This is a genomic window from Streptomyces sp. BoleA5 (assembly GCF_000373665.1).
Classification (GTDB): Bacteria; Actinomycetota; Actinomycetes; order Streptomycetales; family Streptomycetaceae; genus Actinacidiphila.
In genome coordinates this window covers 166730-185627 of the sequence record NZ_KB892102.1, presented here as the reverse complement: position 1 = coordinate 185627, position 18898 = coordinate 166730, and the positions used below count along the sequence as shown (strand labels likewise).

Below are 18898 nucleotides of genomic sequence, written 5' to 3'. Positions count from 1 at the left end.
GGGTCACGCCGGCAGTCGCGTCCCCTCGGGGAGCCGTACGCCGAAGTCGTCCGCCAGGACCCGCAGCACCTCGTCCCCGTCGGCCAGTTCGCGCTCCTCGCGGGTGCCGTCGGCGGCCGTCTGCGTCAGGTGGCGACCGGTGAGGGAGAGATGGGCGTCGCCCGTGGTGCGCTGGACGTAGACGCCGCGGGAGAAGGGGGAGCGCGGATTGGTCGCGACGTGCCAGTTGATGACCTCGTAGTCCGGGGCCTGGAAGGGCTCGACGGTGAAGGCGTACTGGTCCTCCCACCCGTCGTCCGCGGCGCCGGGCAGGTACGCCTGGAGCTTCCACAGCTCCAGCGGTCCGTCGTGCGGCGCGTGGACGAGCCGGTGGCGGCGCGGGGCGTCGTGCAATTCCTCGTCCGCGACCAGCGGCAGCGGCTCCAGCAGGGAGCCGATGCTGCCGAAGCCGACGTCGGTCACCCACGGCACCGGCTCGCCGGGCACCTCGGTGAGCATGAGCATGTGCGTACGGGGGCGGACGTCCCCCGGCTGCGCCCCCACCAGGACGCGCGCGGTGAGCAGCGTGACCCGGAACCCGAGGGCGGTGAGCGCCGCGGCGAACAGGGTGTTGTGCTCGTAGCAGTAGCCGCCGCGTGTGCCGCGGACGAGCTTGGCCTCCAGGTCGGGCAACGCGAGCGAGGGCGCCCGGCCCAGGACCGGGTCGAGGTTCTCGAACGGGATGCCCAGCAGATGGGCGCGGTGCACGGACCGCAGCACCTCCGCCGTGGGACGGCGCTCCCCGGTCCAGCCGATGCGGGCGAGATAGGCATCGAGATCGAGAGTCATACGACCACGGTACGGATGCGCGGCGGCCTCCTCGCGCCGCCTTCGGGAGGGCGCTTGCGCGGGTGCGGGGCGGCGACCGGCGGGGATCCGCAGGGCGAGGGCTCGCCGTCCACCCGGGCTCGGATGCCGGGGCCACGTGGTGACGGCCGGTTCGGGGACTTCGCCGGGTATGCGGTGGACGCGGGCGACGGCGGCCGGCGGGGATCCGCAGGGCGTGGCGGGTCCGGCGGCGTGCTCGCGGCGCATCAGGCCCGCGTCACCGCTTGAGTTCCTCGCGCAGCCTGCGGTCGATCGCCAGGGCGAGTTCCGCCTCGACGACGGCCTGCACCAGCGGGCGCAGCCGGGCGATGGCCTCGGTGAGCCGGGTGGTGTCGCCGGACTGCAGGTCGGCCTCCGCGTCCGGCAGGACGTGGGTGCGGGCCAGTTCGACGAACAGCTCGGCGAGCGGGTCCATGCGGTCCCGCATGTCACGGCCCGTGGCGAGCACCTCGGCGAGCGGGATGCCCTCCCGGACCAGCGCGGCCGAGGCCTCCAGCAGCCGGCGGCTGACGTGCACCACGTCGTCGCCGTCGACGGCGATGTAGCCGATGTCCAGGGCGGTGGCCAGGTTCTCGGCGGTGGCCTGGTCGCCGTAGTGGTCGGCGAGGCCCTCGGGGGTGAGCCGCAGCGGCTCCTCCTCCGACCAGCGGGTGGGCAGTGCCGGGTCCAGGCCGAGGAGTTCGCCGACGTCGTGGCGGCCGCTCTCCCAGGCGTCCATCAGCTCGGCGATGCCGCCCAGGGTGTGGCCCCGCTCCAGCAGCGCCGTGATGGTGCGCAGCCGGGCCAGGTGGTGGTCGTTGTACCAGGCGATCCGGCCTTCGCGGCGTGGCGCGGGGAGCAGCTTGCGCTCCCGGTAGAAGCGGACGGTTCGGACCGGGACACCGGCCGCCTCCGCCAGCTCGTCCATCCGGTACTCGCGTTCGTGCGTTGCCACGCCGATCAGCCTATGCGGTGCGCGCGGCACATCGCGTGGCCCGGCCTCTACCGCTGGTAACGCCTTCTGGTCTACGCTCCGAACCGTGCCAGTGAACGCTGGCGCGATTCGGCACAGGGGCGGCACCGAGAGGCGGCGGTATGGCCGGACACAGCGAACACGTGCGGGTTGCGGTGATCGGATCGGGGTTCGGCGGACTCGGCGCCGCCGTGCGGCTGCGACGCGAGGGGATCACGGACTTCGTCGTCCTGGAGCGCCGTGACTCCGTCGGCGGGACGTGGCGCGACAACAGCTACCCGGGGTGCGCCTGCGACGTGCCCTCGCACCTGTACTCGTTCTCCTTCGCGCCCAACGCGCGGTGGCCGCGCACCTTCTCCGGCCAGCCGCACATCCGGGACTACCTGGAACGGGTCGCTGACACCTTCGGCCTCCGCCCGCACCTGCGCCTGCGCACGGAGGTGACCGAGGCCCGCTGGGACGCCGGCGCCCGGCACTGGCGCATCACCACCTCGCGCGGCGAACTCACCGCCGACGTCGTGGTCTCGGCCACCGGACCGCTGTCCGACCCCAAGCTGCCGGACGTCCCGGGCCTGGACGCCTTCCCCGGGCGGGTCTTCCACTCCTCGAAGTGGGACCACGACTTCGACCTCAAGGGCAAGCGGGTCGCCATGGTCGGCACCGGGGCCTCCGCCATCCAGATCGTGCCCGCGATCCAGCCCGAGGTGGAGAGCCTGACCGTGGTGCAGCGGACACCGCCGTGGGTGATGCCGCGCATGGACCGCGGGATCAGCCGGGCCGAGCAGTGGCTGCACGCCAAGGTGCCGGCCACCGCCAGGGCGCGGCGCGGACTGCTCTGGCTGATCCGGGAGTTCCAGGTCGGCGCCTTCACCAAGCGCCCGGCGATGATGCGCGGCGCGCAGGCCGTCGCCGCCTCGCACATGCGCAAGACCGTCAAGGACCCGGCGCTGCGCGCCAAGCTGACCCCCGACTACCGGATCGGCTGCAAGCGCATCCTGCTGTCCAACGACTACTACCCGGCGCTCGCCCGGCCCAACACCGAGGTCGTCGCCTCCGCGCTGAAGGAGGTGCGCGGCTCGACCCTGGTCATGGCCGACGGCACCGAGCGCGAGGCCGACGCGATCGTGTTCGGCACCGGCTTCCACGTCACGGACATGCCCATCGGGGAGCGGGTGTTCGGCGCCTACGGCCGCTCGCTGGCCGAGCACTGGAAGGGCGGCATGGCCGCCCTGCGCGGCTGCGCCGTCGACGGCTTCCCCAACCTGCTCTTCGTCATCGGGCCCAACACGGGCCTGGGCAACAGCTCGATGATCCTGATGATCGAGTCCTCGCTGAACTACGTCGCCGCGTACCTGCGCGCCCTGGACACCACCGGGGCCGCGGCGTTCGACGCCCGTCCGGAGGCCGTGCGGTCCTGGAACGACGAAGTGCAGCGCCGCATGACCCGCACGGTGTGGAACACCGGGGGCTGCGTCAGCTGGTACCTGGACGACCAGGGGCGCAACACCACGGTCTGGCCCGGGACGACCGCCGAGTTCCGGCGCGCCACGCGGCGGCTGGACCTCCAGGAGTACGAGATCGTGCCCGCCGGTGCCCCCGGGGAGCGCCCGGAGCGCGTGGAGGTCGCCTCGTGACCGCGTCCGTCTTCGACCTGCCCGCCACCCGGCGCACGCATTCCGTGCGGTCCGCGGACGGCACCTCGATCCATGTGGAGGAGTACGGCCCCGAGCCCGGCACCGCGCCCACCGTGGTGCTGATCCACGGCTGGACCTGCAGCACCCTGTTCTGGGCCCCGCTCATCCACGAACTCGCGGGGGATTACCGGGTCGTGGCCTACGACCAGCGCGGTCACGGCGGCAGCGGGACCCCGCGCCGCGGCGGCTACGGCACCGGCGCGCTCGCCGACGACCTCACCGCGGTCCTGGAGTCCGCCGTCGAGGGCGACGAGAAGGTGGTGCTGGTCGGCCACTCCATGGGAGGGATGACCGCGATGGCGGCGGGCGACCGTGCCGCCGTGCAGTCCCGCACGGCCGCGGTGCTGCTGGCCAGTACCGGCAGCGGACGGCTGCTCGCCGAGGCGGCGGTGCTGCCGCCGCGGGTGCGCAGCAAGCGGGTGCGCGACGCCTTCCACCGCTTCCTGCTGGTCAGTTCGGCGCCGCTGGGCCCGCAGTCCGCGGTGACCCGGGCCGCGCTCAAGTACGGGATCCTGGGGGCGGCGTCGAGCAGGGAGCTGGTGGCCGCCACCGCCCGCATCGTGCACGCCTGCGGGCGGCGGCAGCGTGCGGGGTGGGGCCGGGTGCTGGCGGGGCTCAATCTCGACGCGGGCGTCTCCGCGCTGCGCGTGCCCACCGCCGTGCTGGTGGGCGGCGCCGACAAGCTCACCCCTCCGGTGCACGCCCACGGCATGGCCGCCCGGCTCTCCCGGTTCGCCGGGCTCACCGAGCTGCCGGGCCTCGGCCACATGACCCCGCTGGAGGCGCCGGCCGCGGTCGCGGGCGTCGTACGCACCCTCGTCGAGGACCATCTGCGGCCCGGGGCCCAGGTCAAGGAGGAGACGGCATGAGCAGGTCGCTGAACGGGCAGGTGGCGGTGGTGACCGGCGCCGCCCGCGGGGTGGGGGCGATGCTGGCCCGCGAACTCGGCGCACGAGGAGCCCGGTTGGCCCTGGTAGGGCTGGAGCCGGACGAACTCAAGCGCGTCGCAGCGGAGATGGGCCCGGACGCGGGGTGCTGGACGGCCGACGTCACCGATCGGGAGGCGATGGCCCGGGTGGCCGGGGAGGTCGTGGATCGCTACGGCCGCGTCGACGTCGTCGTCGCCAACGCCGGTGTGGCGACCGGCGGTCCGTTCCTGGACGTGGATCCCGCAGACTTCGAACGGGTCGTCCAGGTCAACCTGCTGGGCAGCGTGGTGACCGCCCGCGCGTTCCTTCCGGCGCTGCTCGCCTCGCGCGGCTACCTGCTGCAGATCGCCTCGCTCGCCGCGATCACCCCGGCCCCGCTGATGACCGCGTACTGCGCCAGCAAGGCGGGGGTGGAGGCCTTCGCGCACTGCCTGCGCGCCGAGGTCGGCTTCAAGGGCGTCAAGGTCGGTGTGGGGTATCTGAGCTGGACCGACACCGACATGGTGCGCGGCGCCGACGAGGACGACGTGATGCGCGAGGCCCGCTCCCGGCTGCCCTGGCCGGCCAGTCGCACCTACCCGCTGCGGCCCGCGGTCGAGCGCATCGCGGACGGGATCGCTCGCCGCTCGCCGCATGTCTACGCCCAGTGGTGGCTGCGCGGAACGCAGTCCGTGCGCGGGTACTTGCCCGGCCTGATCGGCGGCGCCCTGGGACGGCGCGAGATGCGCCGCCTGGAGCCGAGGATCACGGCCGCGGGCGGCATCCGGCAGGGACTCGTCGGCCGCGGCGGCGCCGCCGACGAGCGTGCCCGGTCGGAAAGGCCCGTCTGACCAGCGCTGTTCACGGTACGCATTCGTCCGAAATGCGCACCGTGTCCGGCCGTGTCAGCCTGGTCGAGGCCCATCCGCACATCACGAAGGAGTGATCATGGGCAAGAACGACCCCACGCGAAACAAGGCCGGGCAGCAGCAGAACCGCCCGCAGGCTCAGCCCCAGGGGCAGGAGCGTATCGGCCAGACCCGTGAGCGCGCTCAGGGCATGGCCGACGACCCGATGCGCCAGCAGGGCAAGCCGCAGCACCGCGAGCCCGGCCACGGCCAGCCGTCCAAGCCCGAGTCGATGCCCAAGGGCGACCGCGAACGTCGGCGTTCGCCGGAGGAGATCGACGAGCGGCGGGACCGGTCCTGACCCGCGTGGTCCAGGAGTGAACGAGGAGGGGCGCGTCCGTACAGGGCGCGCCCCTTCCGCCGCCCTCGGCCCGGCCTTCCGCCGTCCCCGGCGGGAGTAGCCGGCGGGGAGGGAGGCTCAGGGACGCGGGGGGAGCGGAGGCCGCCGCCGGTCCGGGCGGTCGGACAGATCGGGCGGAGTGGAGGCCGGGTGCTTCTCCAGCAGGTCCAACGCCGTCTGCACGGCGGCCTCCAGGTCGGTGCGACGGCCCTCCGCCCAGTCCAGCGGGGTGCGGATGACCGGGATGTCCGGCTCGACGCCGTAGTTCTCCACCGCCCATCCGTAGGCCTCGAACCAGGCGGCGTTCATCGGCACCGTGATCACCGTGCCGTCGCCCAGCCGGTGCCGGCCGGTCATGCCGACCACACCGCCCCAGGTGCGGTGGCCCACCACCGGGCCGATACCCAGCAGCCGGAACGTGGCGGTGATCATGTCTCCGTCGGAGGCCGTCGCCTCGTCCGCCAGTGCCACGATCGGGCCCCGCGGGGCGTTGCCGGCGTAACTCACCGGCTGCGCGTGGCGGGTGTGGTCCCAGCCGAGGATCTTGCGGGTCAGGCTCTCCACCACCAGGTCGCTGATGTTGCCGCCCGCGTTGCCGCGCACGTCGACGATGAGCGCCGGGTGGACGATCTCGATGCGCAGGTCGCGGTTGAACTGCGCCCAGCCCGAGCCGCCCAGGTCGGGGATGTGCAGATAACCGCACTTGCCCTCGCTCAACGCCCTCACGACCGCGCGCCGTTTGGCCACCCAGTCCTGGTAGCGCAGCGGCCGCTCGTCCACCAGCGGCACCACCGCGACCCGGCGCGGATGCCCGCCGTCGGGCGGGACGAAGGTCAGCTCCACCGTGGTCCCGCCGGCGGCCGACAGCAGCGGGCCGGGTCCGGCGTCCGGATCGACGGCGCGGCCGTCGACGTGGGTCAGCGCGGCGCCCTCCAGGATGCCGGTGCCGGCCAGCGGCGAACGGGCCTTGGAGTCCGAGGACTCGCCGGGCAGGATGCGCGTGACCACCCAACGGCCGTCCTTGGTGTGCACGAAGTTGACGCCGAGCAGACCGATGGGCCGCTGGTAGTGCGGCGGCCCCTCGCTGCGGCGGGCCGGCGCCACGTACGCGTGCGAGGTGCCCAGCTCACCGAGGACCTCGCGCTGCAGGTCGGCGAACTCGTCCGGGGTGGCGACCCGTTCGACCAGCGGACGGTACTGGTCGAGGATGGCCGGCCAGTCGATGCCGCACATGTCCGGGGCCCAGAAGTAGTCGCGGATGATCCGCCCGGCCTCGTCGAACGCCTGCCGCCACTCGGTGGGCGGGTTCGCCTCGTGCAGGATCCGGCGCATGTCGATGTAGACGGTGGAGTCCAGGTCGCCCGGCTCGTACGCCGGGACCACCGTCAGGTCGCCCTCGTCGAAGACCACCAGCTGCGTACCGTCGCCGCTGACCCGGTACCAGTCCATGTGCCGTACCAGCTCGACCCGCTTGGACTTGGCCAGGCCGAAGTACTCCAGCGTGGGCCGGGCGGAGGGGTCGGTCGGATTGACGAAGGTCTCGCCGAGCGCGCCGGAGATCGGCCAGCGCAGCCAGGTCAGGCCGCCCCGCACCGCCTCCAGCGAGCTGTACTTGGAGGCGGGCACCGGGAAGGGCGTCACCCGCATCGGCAGCCCGGCCGCCTCCACCGCGAGCGGTCCCTCGGTGAAACCGGTCGGGTCCAGCCCGCCCCCCGGCGGCCGGCCCTCCACGGGCAGCGCGAAGGGCGAGGGCGTCGCCGAGTGCAGCGGTACGAGGTGCGGGCGGCAGCCCAGCGGGAAGGACAGGTCGCCGGTGTGCACGTCGTACACCGGGTCGAAGCCGCGCCAGGACAGGAAGGCCAGGTACCGGCCGTCGCGGGTGAAGACCGGCTGCTCGTCCTCGAAACGGCCGTTGGTGACGTCGATGAGGGTGTGCTTGCCGGTCTCCGGGTCCGGGCTCAGCCGGGCGATCCGGATCTTGCGCAGCGAACGCCCGATGACCGGGTGGGACCAGGCGATCCAGTCGGAGTCCGGGGAGAAGGACAGGTCACGGACCGGGCCGTTGGAGGAGCGGACCAGCTCGGCCACCATGCCCGACTCCGCGTCGACCATCAGCAGCCGTCCGTCGTGGGAGGCGACGGCGAGGATCTGGCCGTCGGGGGAGGGCACCAGTTCGTGGACGCGGCCGAGCAGCCCGCACGCCAGCCGCGTACCGCCGCTGCGGCACGGGGGCCGCGGCACGGTCTGCCCCTCGGCGGCCGCGATGTCCTGCGCTGTCCCGTCCGCCCCCTGCTCCCCGCCTTCCCCGGCCTCCGACTCCGTCCCCGCGGCCCGCAGCGCCTGCGCGACGGCGTCGTCGGCGTCGGCGATCTCGGCGGCGGCCAGTGGCGCGGGGCGCCCCGGCAGCGCGGCGATCTCGATGGCGTCCTCGCCCTCGGCGTCGGTGACGAAGGCGATCCGCCCGGTGTCGCCGAGCATGACCGGCAGCCGGACCCGCGACCCGGGCACGTCGGAGATGGTGCGCGCGGGCCCGTCGCGGTGGGTCAGCCAGTACAGGCTGCCCCGCACGCACACCGCGCTGGCGCGGCCGGTGCGGTCCACGGCCAGCCCGTCCAGGTACGCCGAGGCCGGGACCTGGTACGGGCGCCGGCCCGCGCGCGGGCCGCCGAGGTCGACGGCGACACGCCGGGGCACCGAGTCCGGGCCGAGGTCGTCGACCAGCCACACCTCGCCCGCGCACTGGTAGACCACGCGCGTGCCGTCGGTGGCGGCGCTGCGGGCGTAGAAGTCGGCGTGGTCGGTGTGCCGCCGCAGGTCAGTGCCGTCCGGCAGGCAGGAGTACAGGTTGCCGATGCCCTCGTGGTCGGAGAGGAAGGCGATGCGACCCGCGACGAACATCGGCGACTCCAGATGGCCGTCGATCTCCGGCAGCAGCCGCCGGCACTGCAGCCACAGCCGCCCGGTCGCCCCGCCCCGGTACCGCTTCCACGAGGCCGGCTCGTGCGGCGCGGTCGCGGTCAGCAGCAGCGTCCGGTGCTCGCCCTCCTCGCTGTCGTCCACGGCGATGTCCGACACCGGGCCCCAGGGCAGCCGGCTGCCGGGACCGCCCTCGTACGGGATGCCGTAGGCCCAGGTGTAGTGCGAGAACGGCTCGCCGTGGGAGGAGACGGCCAGGATCCGGCCGTCCGGCGTCCAGGCGCGCACCCGTGTGTCGGTGCTGCCCCAGTAGGTCAGCCGGCGGGCCGGGCCGCCCTCGACCGGCGCCACGTACACCTCGGGGTCGAGGGAGCGCCAGCTGTTGAAGGCGATCACCGAGCCGTCGAGGGAGAACCGCGGATGCCCGACCCGGATCCGGTCGGCCGTCACCCGCCACGCGCGCCCCTCGTCCAGGGGCGCGACCCAGATGTCGTCCTCGGCGACGAAACAGAGCCGCTCGCCGTGGACATGCGGAAACCGGAGATATGCGGCGTCGCTCACTCATCCATCGTTCGCGGCTCCCGGAGCCCGGGCAACTTTTCCGGCCGGCGTCAGCGCAGGCACTCCCGCACCGCGCGGACCAGCGCCTGCGCGCGCGGATCTGCGGTGACGTTCTTCTGCATGCCGTTGGTGACATAGCCGAAGGCCACGCCCTCGCCGGGGTCCGCGAACCCCAGCGACCCGCCGCGGCCGGGGTGCCCGAAGGAGCCGGGGGACAGCAGCGGGGCGGCCGGGCCGTGCAGCATGAAACCCAGGCCGAAGCGGGTGTTCACCACCAGCACGCGGTCCGGGCCCTCCGACTCCGGGGTGCGCGCCGAGGTGAGCGTCGCCGGGGCGAAGAGCCGGGCGCCGGGGCCCTCGACCTCCCCGATCAGCGCGGCGTAGAAGCGGGCCAGCGAGCGGGCGGTGGCGATGCCCCCGGAGGCCGCCAGTTGCGCCGCGTGGTACCCGGGGTCGTTCTCGTCGGGCAGCGGGTCGATCGCGGCGAACGCGCGCCGGGTCAGCGACGACGGGTCGTCGTACGCCTCCGTCACGTTCCGCTTGGGCCGCGCCCGCAGCCCGGCCGCGGCCGGGGGCGGCGGGGCCGACACGGCGGCGATCCGCCCGACGCGGTGCTCCTCGCCCGCCGGCAGCCCGATCCACAGGTCGAGGCCGAGCGGGCGGGCGATCTCCTCCGCCACGTAGCGGCCGATGGGCCGGCCGCCGCTCGCCCGCTGCACCAGCTCGCCGATCAGCCAGCTGTACGTCTGCGCGTGGTAGCCGTGGTCCGTCCCCGGCGCCCAGAACGGGGCCTGCGCCGCGAGCGCCCGCGGCCCGCTGATGCCGTCCTGCGCCCGCGCGGGGGTGAGCGGGGTGTCCAGCGCCGGCACACCGGCCCGGTGCGCGAGGGCGTCCCGAAACGTGACGCGCTCCTTGCCGGCGGCCTTGAACTCGGGCCAGTACGCGCCGACGGGCGCGTCCAGGTCGAGCTGGCCGCGCTGGTGCAGCAGGAGCAGGCACGCCGCCGCCACGCCCTTCGTCGCCGAGCGCACCACCTGCGCGGTGTCCTGCGCCCAGGGCGCGCCGCCGCCACCGTCCTCGTCCCCGTCGGCGGAGCCCGCCCACAGGTCCACGACCTTGCGGCCGTCGCGGTACAGGGCCACGGCCGCGCCGCGTTCGCCCCGCTCCTCGAAGTTCCGGACGAAGGCCTCTCGGACCGGCTCGAAGCCTTCCGTCACCGCCCCGTGGACGTCCACCACAGCCCGTGCTCCCACCATGCGCCGCCGTTGTTGCTCCCCCCATGGTGCCTCCCTCCCCGGACCGGCCGGGACCGGGGTCGGGACCGGGGTCGGGACGGAACGGGGCGGCGGCCCAGGGGCGCGGAGGAAGGAGGTCAGGCGGTCGCCTTCGCCGCCGCGCGGCCCGCCGTACGGCCGGAGAAGATGCAGCCGCCGAGGAAGGTCCCCTCCAGCGAGCGGTAGCCGTGCACCCCGCCGCCGCCGAAGCCGGCCGCCTCGCCCGCGGAGTACAGCCCCGGCAGCGGCTCGCCGTCGGCGCGCAGCACCCGCGCGTCCAGGTCGGTCTCCATCCCGCCGAGCGACTTGCGGGTCAGGATGTTCAGCCGTACGGCGATCAGCGGGCCCGCCTTCGGGTCCAGCAGCCGGTGCGGCGCGGCGGTGCGGATCAACTTGTCGCCGATGTAGTTGCGGGCCCCGCGGATCGCGGTGACCTGCAGGTCCTTGGTGAAGGTGTTGGTGATCTCGCGGTCCCGGGCCTCGATCTCGCGGCGCAGCGCGGCCTCGTCGATCAGGTCGTCCTCGGTGATCGCGTTCATGCCGCGCACCAGCGCGGCGAGGTCGTCCTCCACGACGAAGTCCACGCCGTGCCGCTTGAAGGCCTCGACCGGGGCCGGTGCCCCCGGCAGCGCTCGCTTGAGCACATCGCGCACGCTCTTGCCGGTCAGATCCGGGTTCTGCTCGGAGCCCGACAGCGCGAACTCCTTCTCGATGATCTTCTGGGTGAGGACGAACCACGTGTACTCGTGCCCGGTGCGCATGATGTGCTCCAGCGTCCCCAGCGTGTCGAAGCCCGGGAAGAGCGGCACCGGCAGCCGCCGGCCGGTCGCGTCCAGCCACAGCGAGGACGGGCCCGGCAGGATGCGGATGCCGTGCCTGGCCCAGATCGGGTTCCAGTTCTCGATGCCCTCGGTGTAGTGCCACATCCGGTCGCCGTTGATCAGGTGCGCCCCGGCCGCCTCGGCGATCCCCAGCATCAGACCGTCCACGTGCGCCGGAACGCCCGACAGCAGCTTGCGCGGCGGCGTGCCCAGCCGCTCCGGCCAGGCCTTGCGCACCAGGTCGTGGTTGCCGCCGATGCCGCCCGAAGTGACGATCACCGCCTGCGCCTTGAGCTGGAACTCCGCGCGGATCTCCCGCGAACTCGCCTGGCCGCGCTCGGCGTCGCTGTCCACCAGAACCTCGCCCGCCACGCCGTCCACCGCGTCGCCCGTCGTCGTCAGCGCCGTCACACGGTGCCGGAAGCGCAGCTCCACCAGGCCCTTGGCGACCGCCTCCCGCACCCGGCGCTCGAACGGCGCCACCACGCCCGGGCCCGTGCCCCACGTGATGTGGAAACGGGGCACCGAATTGCCGTGCCCCGTGGCGAGGTAACCCCCGCGCTCCGCCCAGCCGACCACCGGGAAGAACCGCATCCCCTGCGCGTGCAGCCAGGACCGCTTCTCGCCCGCGGCGAAGTCCACGTACGCCTCCGCCCACTTGCGCGGCCAGCGGTCCTCGGCGCGGTCGAAGCCGGCGGTGCCCGTCCAGTCCTGGAGGGCGAGTTCGCGGCTGTCCCTGATGCGCATCCGGCGCTGCTCGGGGGAGTCGACGAGGAACAGCCCGCCGAAGGACCAGAACGCCTGGCCGCCGAGGTTGCTCTCCGGCTCCTGGTCGAGCAGGAGGACCTTGCGGCCCGCGTCGGCCAGCTCGGCCGTCGCGACCAGGCCGGCCAGTCCAGCTCCGACGACGACGACGTCCGCGTCCAGCGCCATGGTGTGCCTTTCCGCTCCCCTTTGGTGTGCAGGCACGTTACGCTACGCGCGAGTAAGGAGGCGAGAGGTCAGCGCCTCGCACATCACTCGCCGGCGGGGGATGACGCCATGCGCAGGTTCGAGGGGCACGCCGCCGTCATCACCGGAGGAGCCCAGGGCATCGGCGCGGCGACCGCCCGGCGCCTGATGTCCGAGGGCGCGGACGTCCTGCTGGCCGACCTGGACGGGGAGCGCGCCGGCGCGACGGCGCGGGCCCTCGCCGAGGAGACCGGCGGCCGGGCCGCGGCGGTGGAGTGCGACGTCGTCGACCAGGCCGCGGTGGACGCCGCGATGGGGTACGCGGCCGAGCGCTTCGGGCGGCTCGACGTGCTCGTCAACAACGCCTACGCCTGCCATGCGGACCCCCCGCGGTTCGAGGACATCCCCGACGCGGAGTGGTACGAGGACCTGGAGGTCACCCTCACCGGGGCCATGCGCTGCGCCCGTGCGGCGCTTCCGCTGCTGGCGGAGGCGGGCGGGCGCGGGGCGATCGTCAGCATCGGCTCCGTCAACGGGCACATGAACTTCGGCAACCACGCCTACAGCGCCGCCAAGGCGGGCCTCGCCTCGCTGACCCGCACGCTGGCCGTGCACGCCGCCCCGCGCGGGGTCCGGGTCAACCTCGTCGCCCCCGGCACGGTGCGGACCCCGGCGTGGGCGGGGCGCGAAGACGCGCTCGACCGCCTCGCCGGGGTGTATCCCCTCGGGCGGGTCGGCGAGCCCGACGACATCGCGGCGGCGGTCGCGTTTCTCGCGTCCCGGGACGCGTCCTGGATCACGGGCCTGACGCTTCCCGTGGACGGGGGGATTCTCGTCAACGGGTCGGCGTTTCGCGCTGCGCTCGATTGATGCCGGGGGTTGTGGTTGCCCGCACACGAGCAACCGGCCGCAAGGGGCACCCACCGGGCAGCCCGGTGCAGCCGCCCGCAGGCGCAACGCACCCGCACACAACCACCGGCCGCGACAAGCGACCCCGGTCACAACGTTACGCGTGCAGCATGAGGCCGATCCCGGCCACCACCACCAGCGCCGCGACGACCCGCGCCCGCCCCAGCCGCTCCTTGAAGAGGACCGCCCCGATGACCGCCCCCGCGATGATGGAGGTCTCACGCAGGGCCGCGATCGGCGCGAGGTCGCCCCGTGTCTGGGCCCACAGGACGAGGCCGTACGCGGACACGGACAGCGCCCCGCCGAGGAGCCCGCGGCCGGCGACCGGGCGCAGTTGCCCGAGGAGCGCCGCGCGGCGGGCCGCGAGGGCGCAGCCCACGAGCAGCGTGCCCTGGATGAGCAGGAGCCAGGCGACGTACCCCAGGGCGGTGCCGGACGCGCGGACGCCGACGCCGTCGACCACCGTGTAGACCGCGATGGTCAGCCCGGTGCCCACGGCCGCGCCGACCGCCGGCCAGTCCCTGCGGCGGCCCCGCATGCCCCACAGGGCGGTCCCGCCGAGCCCGGCGGAGGCGACGAGGACGCCCGCGGTCTGCAGGGCGCCCGGCACCTCGCCCACGAAGACCGCCGCGAGCAGCGTCACGACCATCGGGGCGACGCCGCGTGCGATGGGGTAGACCTGCCCGAAGTCCCCCAGCGTGAAGGACTTCATCAGCAGGTACATGTACGCCATGTGGATCCCCACCGACGCGATCAGGTAGGGCCAGGCGCCCGCCGCGGGGAGCGGCGCGAACCCGGCGATCGCCGCGCCGCAGATCGCTCCGCCGCCTCCGACGAGGGTGAACGCGACGAGCTGGTCCCTGATGCCGTGGGCGATGGCGTTCCACACCGCGTGGGTGACCGCCGCGAGGAGGACGGCCGCCGCTATCAGGGGTGTCACGCGGTGCGTTCGCGGACGTCGGCCAGGGCCGCCCCGGCGTGCTCGACCAGTTCGGCGGGCGCCATGGGGAAGACGGTGTGCGGGGTGCCGGCGGCCGCCCACACGGTGGTGTGGGCCAGCAGGCCCCGGTCGGCGAGGACGGTGGTCCGCGTCCGGTGCCCGAAGGGGGGTACGCCGCCGATGGCGTACCCCGTGGTCTCGCGCACCAGGTCCGCGTCGGCCCGCCGTACCTCCGTGGCGCCGAGGTGCGCGCGGACCCGCTCCACGTCGACCCGCGACGCGCCGTCCATCAGCACCAGCACCGGGACCCCGTCCGCCGTGAAGATCAGGGACTTGACGATCTGGCCGAGCTCGCAGCCGACCGCCGTGGCGGCCTGCGCCGCGGTGCGGGTCGCGTCGGGGAAGGCACGCACGGGTACCTGGAGGCCCAGCGCGGTGAGCGCCTCCGCGAAACGGGGATGAGCTGCGGCCGAAGTCGTCATGGCCGCACGCTAGTCCCCGGCGGGGGCGGGGTGCCAAGCCATTTGCGGGCGGGTCACGAAGCGCGTCACGGAGCGCGTCATGACGAGCCCTTGAGCACCGACGCCACGATCGGCCCGGCGGAGTCACCGCCGTGCCCGCCCTCCAGGACCATCCCGCCGGCGGCGACGTCACCGCGGTAGGCGACGAACCACCCGTTGGGCTGCTCCTGACCGCCGACCTCCGCGGAGCCGGTCTTGGCGCCGACGTCGCCGTAGACCCCGCGCATCGCGCCGGCGGCGGTGCCGCTCGACGCGGTCAGCCGCATCATCGACTTGAGGTTGCCCCGGACGCCGGACGGCAGGCCGCTCTGCGCCTTGGCGAGCGGGCCCTCGATCAGGCCGGCGGCCACCAGGCGGGGCTGGCGGAACACACCGTTCTGCACGGTGGCGGCGATGGAGGCCATGTTGAGCGGGCTCATCTGTATCTGGCCCTGCCCGATCATCTCCTCCGTCATCTCGTCGCCCGGGCCGCCGGGGACGCGGCCGTCCCAGGCCGGGACGCCGACGTTCCAGGTCTGGCCGAAGCCGTAGTAGCGCTGGGCGACCGTGGGGACCGAGGACTCGTCGAGCCGGCCGGCGAGCTTGATGAAGCCGGTGTTGCAGGAGATCGCGAAGTCCCGCTGGAAGGTGGCCGACGGGTCGGAGGAACTCTCCACGTTGTGGAACATCTTGCCGTTGTCGTGGTTCGCGGTCGCCGGGCACGGCGCCGGGGTGCCCGGCGTCACGCCCCTCTCCAGCAGGGCGGTGGCGGTGACGACCTTGAAGGTGGAGCCGGGGGCGACCTGCGCGTTGAAGGCGTTGTTGTTGTCGCTCGACGGGTTGTTGGCGAAGGCGAGGATCTCGCCGGTGCTCGCCTTGACCGCCGCGACGGACGACTGGCTGCTGCCCCTGACGGCCTGCTCGGCGGCCTTCTGGACGCGCGCGTCCAAGGTGGTGGGCAGCTTCGCGGCCGTGCCCTTGGAGATCACGTGCAGCGTCTGCCCGGGGCCGTCGGCGGCGTTCACCCAGGTCTCGATGCCCGGCTTGCCCCCGGAGAGCTTGGCGCCGTAGCGCTCGCGGAGCTGGGGCAGCACCGAGGCCAGGGAGGGGTAGTCGTCGGCGTCGAGGACCTTGCCGTTGCGGTCGACGACGTCCACCGGCGGCGAGGCGGCCTCACCGGTCTCCAGTGACTGACCATCCGTCAGTTTGGGGTGCAGCACCGCCGGTTCCCAGTCGACCAGGGGGCGGTGGGTGGTCTCGCCGCGGAAGACGGTCAGGGCCGAGGAGTACGTCCACGTGGAGGACTTGCCCTGGTAGGAGAGCGAGGCGACGACCTTGAACGGCACCACGTCCCCCTTGGCCGCGCCCGGCGTCAGCCGTACGCGGGCGACGTGTGCGTCCTTGCGGTACGCGGCGAGGTCCGCGGAGGCCGACGCCGCGTCGTTGGTGAGCGCGCCCGCGGCGGCGGTGTCCCCCTTGGCCCAGGCGGCCAGGAAGTCCGCGGCGGTCTTCTTCACCTCCGCCGCGGTCGGCGGCCCCGTCTCGGCCGGGGCGGCGGCCGCGGAGAATCCGCCGCCGCCGGACAGGCCGTCGTAGATGTTGTACGCCCCGTACGCCGCGGTCCCCACCAGTCCCGCGGTCAGCGTGGCGACGATCCCCAGCTTCACACCTCGGCGCATGGCACCGACCCTCCCCGTGGTCGCCCTGAACATGTTCAAAAAACAGGCGATGCAAGCGCACTCTACGGGAAGGAGGGGAATGTGGGGCGGTCCAACGGGTCACAGCTTCAGCACGCGCATCCCATGGCCCGGGAAAGTCCGCCCGTCGGAAGAGTCCTGCCGCAGGTCAGCACCCCGGCCCGGGCGGGAGCCGTTCCTCGTCCGTGAGGGCCAGCTCCGCCCAGACGATCTTGCCCTCGCCGGTCCTGCGGACACCCCACCGCGTACAGAGCTCCGCGACGATCACCAGGCCCCGCCCGCCCTCGTCGGTGGGCTCGGGATGGCGCGGCAGCGGCAGGCCGGGACCGGCGTCGAAGACCTCGCAGGCCAGCTTCGTGTGCCGGACCAGCCGCAACCGCACGGGTCCCGCCCCGTGCCGGACGGCGTTGGCCACCAACTCGCCGACGACCTGCTCGGCGCCCGCCCTCACCCGGTCCAGACCCCATGCGGACAGCTGCCGGACCGTCTCGGCCCGTGCGCGTCCGACGGCGGCCGCCTCGGCCGGCACCTCCATGCCGAACACCCGGTCGGCGCTGAGCCGGCAGGTCCTGGCGAGCAGCAGCGCGACGTCGTCGTCCTGCCCGCGCGTGGGCAGCAGGTCGACCACCGCGTCGCACAGCTCCTCCAGCGAGGTGCCCGGCGGCCGGGTGAGCGCGGTCCGCAGGCGCTCCATCCCGTCGTCGATGTCGCGGTCCCGGGTCTCGACCAGCCCGTCGGTGTACATGGCGATGACGCTTCCCGCGGGCAGTTCCAGTTCGACCGAGGGAAAGGAGCGCAGGCCCACGCCGAGGGGCGCCCCGGAGGGGATCTCCGGGAAGACGGCCGTGCCGTCCGGGGTGATGATCGCCGGCGGGGGGTGCCCGGCCCTGGCGATGGTCAGGCGCTCGTCGATGGGGTCGTAGACGGCGTACACGCAGGTGGCGCCGAGGATGCCGGTGGTGGGCGAGGTGTCGTCGGAGTCCTCGAAGCCCTGCCGGACGACGAGGTCGTCCAGCGCGGACAGCAGCCGGTCCGGGGGCAGATCCAGTCCTGCGAGGGTGCTCACCGCCGTGCGGATCCGCCCCATGGCCGCGGCGGCGTTGAGGCCGTGCCCCACGACGTCCCCGACGACCAGGGCCACCCGTGCGCCGGAGAGCCGGATCACGTCGAACCAGTCGCCGCCCACGCCGTCCTGCGTGTCCGCCGGGAGGTAGCGCCAGATCGTCTCCAGGGAGAACCCGGCGCTCGGGTTGCGGGGCAGCAGGCTGCGCTGCAGGGTCAGCGCCATGTTGTGCTCGCGCGTGTAGCGGCGGGCGTTGTCCAGACTGAGCGCCGCCCGGCTGACCAGCTCCTCCGCCAGCGTCCGGTCGTTCTCGTCGAAGGGGGTGGGGTTCTCGCTGCGGACGAGCACGGCGACACCGAGGATCTCGCCCCGCGCGTGGACGGGCAGGATCAGCAGGCTGTGCATCCCGTGTTCGAGGACCCGCTGCAGCCGCTGCGGGTCCTCCTCCAGCCACGTGCCGGGCTCGGTGTCCAGCTCCGTCTCCATGTACGTCCGGCCGGAGCGCAGCACCTCGGCGAACGGCGAGTGCGGGGGGACGAAGACGGGGCTGCCGCGCGCGAACAGCGACTCCCGGTAGTCGTCGTGCACCGAGGCGATCCCCGCCCGGTGGAAGACGGGGATGTTGCCGCCCTCCATCGGGCCGAGCCGGGTGAGCGGGGCGTTGCCGAGCCGGACCGACTCCGCGAGGTCGATCGTCGCGTAGTCGGCGAGCAGCGGCACCAGCAGGTCGGCGAGGTCCTGCGCGGTCTGCAGGACGTCCAGGTTGGTCCCGATGCTGGTCGCCGCGCGGCCCAGCACGGTCATGCGGTCCCTGGCCCGCCGGCTCTCGGTGACGTCCACGTTCACCGAGCAGACGCCGGGCAGCCCGTGTCGGACGTCCTCGATCCGGAAGACGGACAGCGCGTACGCCCGGTGCCGCAGCCGGTCCAGTTGGCTCAGCTCCCGGTCGATCACCGGGACGCCGCTCTCCAGGACCTCGCGCAGCAGTGACTCGACCTGCTCGGTGTTCGCGTAGAGCGGTGACTCGTCCAGGTGCCGGCCCAGGCGCTCCTCGCGGGAGAGGCCGAAGTGGTCGGCGAGGGCGTCGTTCAGCCAGGCGGTGCGCAGGTCGCTGTCCCAGATCGCCATCGGGAAGGGGCACAGCTCCGCGGCCGACTCCAGTACCGACGGAGGCACCCCGGCGGTCGAGACCAGCCAGTCCATCGTGTCCGCGGCCCCCGGCAGCCCGGTCACCCGCAGGTCCACGTCGAGCCGCCGGCCGCCCCGGTGCCGCAGGGCGACCGGCCCGGCCCACTCCCGGGTGAACCCCTGCGGCCCGTCCCCCGGCCCGTCCAGCAGCATCGAGGAGTGCCTGCCCAGGACGTCCGCCGCCGAGTGGCCCAGCAGCCTGTGGGCGACCTCCGTCCAGCGGACGAGCACCCCGCCCGCGTCGACCACCGCCAGAGCCGCGCCGGCGCTGTCGAGCGCCGACGCCTGGCCGGGCACGGTGTGATCGGGGGCGGACATACGTGACATTCCCTCGGGGTTCACGCTAGGTCCGTGGTCGGCCCCCTGCAAACGGTCACCGCCCAGGTCGGCGGCCCCGCGGCCGGGCGGG

The 18898-nt window shown here is 73.9% G+C and carries 14 protein-coding genes; 5 read left to right on the top strand and 9 right to left on the bottom strand.

Going from position 1 to position 18898, the window contains the following annotated elements:
* Positions 1 to 3: 3 nt before the first annotated feature.
* Together B085_RS0117420 and B085_RS0117415 are read right to left on the bottom strand one after the other, a co-directional pair.
* Positions 4 to 828 carry an arylamine N-acetyltransferase family protein gene (locus tag B085_RS0117420; RefSeq protein ID WP_018559854.1) on the bottom strand — a complete coding sequence of 275 codons (825 nt, stop codon included), beginning with the start codon at positions 826 to 828 and terminating at the stop codon, positions 4 to 6.
* Positions 829 to 1084: 256 nt separating this feature from the next.
* Positions 1085 to 1774, bottom strand: coding sequence for a MerR family transcriptional regulator (locus tag B085_RS0117415; RefSeq protein WP_018559853.1), 690 nt, complete (start codon positions 1772 to 1774; stop codon positions 1085 to 1087).
* Positions 1775 to 1941: 167 nt separating this feature from the next.
* Here B085_RS0117415 and B085_RS0117410 point away from each other — a divergent pair, with 167 nt between their 5' ends.
* The 4 genes from B085_RS0117410 (at position 1942) to B085_RS0117395 (ending at position 5630) form a co-directional block, all read left to right on the top strand.
* Positions 1942 to 3453, top strand: coding sequence for a flavin-containing monooxygenase (locus B085_RS0117410; RefSeq protein ID WP_018559852.1), 1512 nt, complete (start codon positions 1942 to 1944; stop codon positions 3451 to 3453).
* Complete coding sequence (locus B085_RS0117405; protein ID WP_018559851.1) at positions 3450 to 4382, top strand: alpha/beta fold hydrolase; 933 nt, start codon at positions 3450 to 3452, stop codon at positions 4380 to 4382. The genes B085_RS0117410 and B085_RS0117405 overlap by 4 nt, the downstream gene beginning before the upstream one ends.
* On the top strand, positions 4379 to 5272 hold the full coding sequence (locus B085_RS0117400; RefSeq protein ID WP_018559850.1) for an SDR family oxidoreductase: 894 nt from the start codon (positions 4379 to 4381) through the stop codon (positions 5270 to 5272). Before B085_RS0117405 ends, B085_RS0117400 begins: the two co-directional genes overlap by 4 nt.
* A gap of 97 nt (positions 5273 to 5369) precedes the next feature.
* Positions 5370 to 5630: a hypothetical protein gene (locus B085_RS0117395; protein ID WP_018559849.1), complete on the top strand. Its 261-nt coding sequence runs from the start codon at positions 5370 to 5372 to the stop codon at positions 5628 to 5630.
* Between the two features lie 117 nt (positions 5631 to 5747).
* On the opposite strand, the gene B085_RS0117390 is transcribed toward B085_RS0117395, so the two are convergent.
* From B085_RS0117390 to B085_RS0117380, 3 genes are all read right to left on the bottom strand, one after another.
* Positions 5748 to 9146, bottom strand: coding sequence for a S41 family peptidase (locus B085_RS0117390; RefSeq protein ID WP_018559848.1), 3399 nt, complete (start codon positions 9144 to 9146; stop codon positions 5748 to 5750).
* A 50-nt stretch (positions 9147 to 9196) separates the two neighbouring features.
* Positions 9197 to 10402 (bottom strand): serine hydrolase domain-containing protein, encoded by a 1206-nt coding sequence (locus tag B085_RS0117385; protein WP_037731845.1) that lies wholly within the window; start codon positions 10400 to 10402, stop codon positions 9197 to 9199.
* Between the two features lie 116 nt (positions 10403 to 10518).
* Complete coding sequence (locus tag B085_RS0117380; protein WP_018559846.1) at positions 10519 to 12174, bottom strand: FAD-binding dehydrogenase; 1656 nt, start codon at positions 12172 to 12174, stop codon at positions 10519 to 10521.
* A 108-nt stretch (positions 12175 to 12282) separates the two neighbouring features.
* Between B085_RS0117380 and B085_RS0117375 the strand changes: the two genes are divergently transcribed.
* Positions 12283 to 13062 carry an SDR family NAD(P)-dependent oxidoreductase gene (locus tag B085_RS0117375; protein ID WP_018559845.1) on the top strand — a complete coding sequence of 260 codons (780 nt, stop codon included), beginning with the start codon at positions 12283 to 12285 and terminating at the stop codon, positions 13060 to 13062.
* A gap of 136 nt (positions 13063 to 13198) precedes the next feature.
* Here the strand turns inward: B085_RS0117375 and B085_RS0117370 are convergent, their stop codons facing one another.
* From B085_RS0117370 to B085_RS42730, 4 genes are all read right to left on the bottom strand, one after another.
* The gene (locus B085_RS0117370; RefSeq protein WP_018559844.1) at positions 13199 to 14041 is read right to left on the bottom strand and encodes a DMT family transporter; all 843 of its coding nucleotides are present in this window, start codon (positions 14039 to 14041) and stop codon (positions 13199 to 13201) included.
* Entirely contained in the window at positions 14038 to 14523 is a 486-nt protein-coding gene (locus B085_RS0117365; protein WP_018559843.1) for a YbaK/EbsC family protein, read from the bottom strand. Before B085_RS0117365 ends, B085_RS0117370 begins: the two co-directional genes overlap by 4 nt.
* 77 nt (positions 14524 to 14600) lie before the next feature.
* Positions 14601 to 16220: a penicillin-binding transpeptidase domain-containing protein gene (locus tag B085_RS0117360; protein WP_026251129.1), complete on the bottom strand. Its 1620-nt coding sequence runs from the start codon at positions 16218 to 16220 to the stop codon at positions 14601 to 14603.
* 166 nt (positions 16221 to 16386) lie between these two features.
* Positions 16387 to 18807 (bottom strand): SpoIIE family protein phosphatase, encoded by a 2421-nt coding sequence (locus B085_RS42730; RefSeq protein ID WP_018559841.1) that lies wholly within the window; start codon positions 18805 to 18807, stop codon positions 16387 to 16389.
* Between the last annotated feature and the right edge of the window lie 91 nt (positions 18808 to 18898).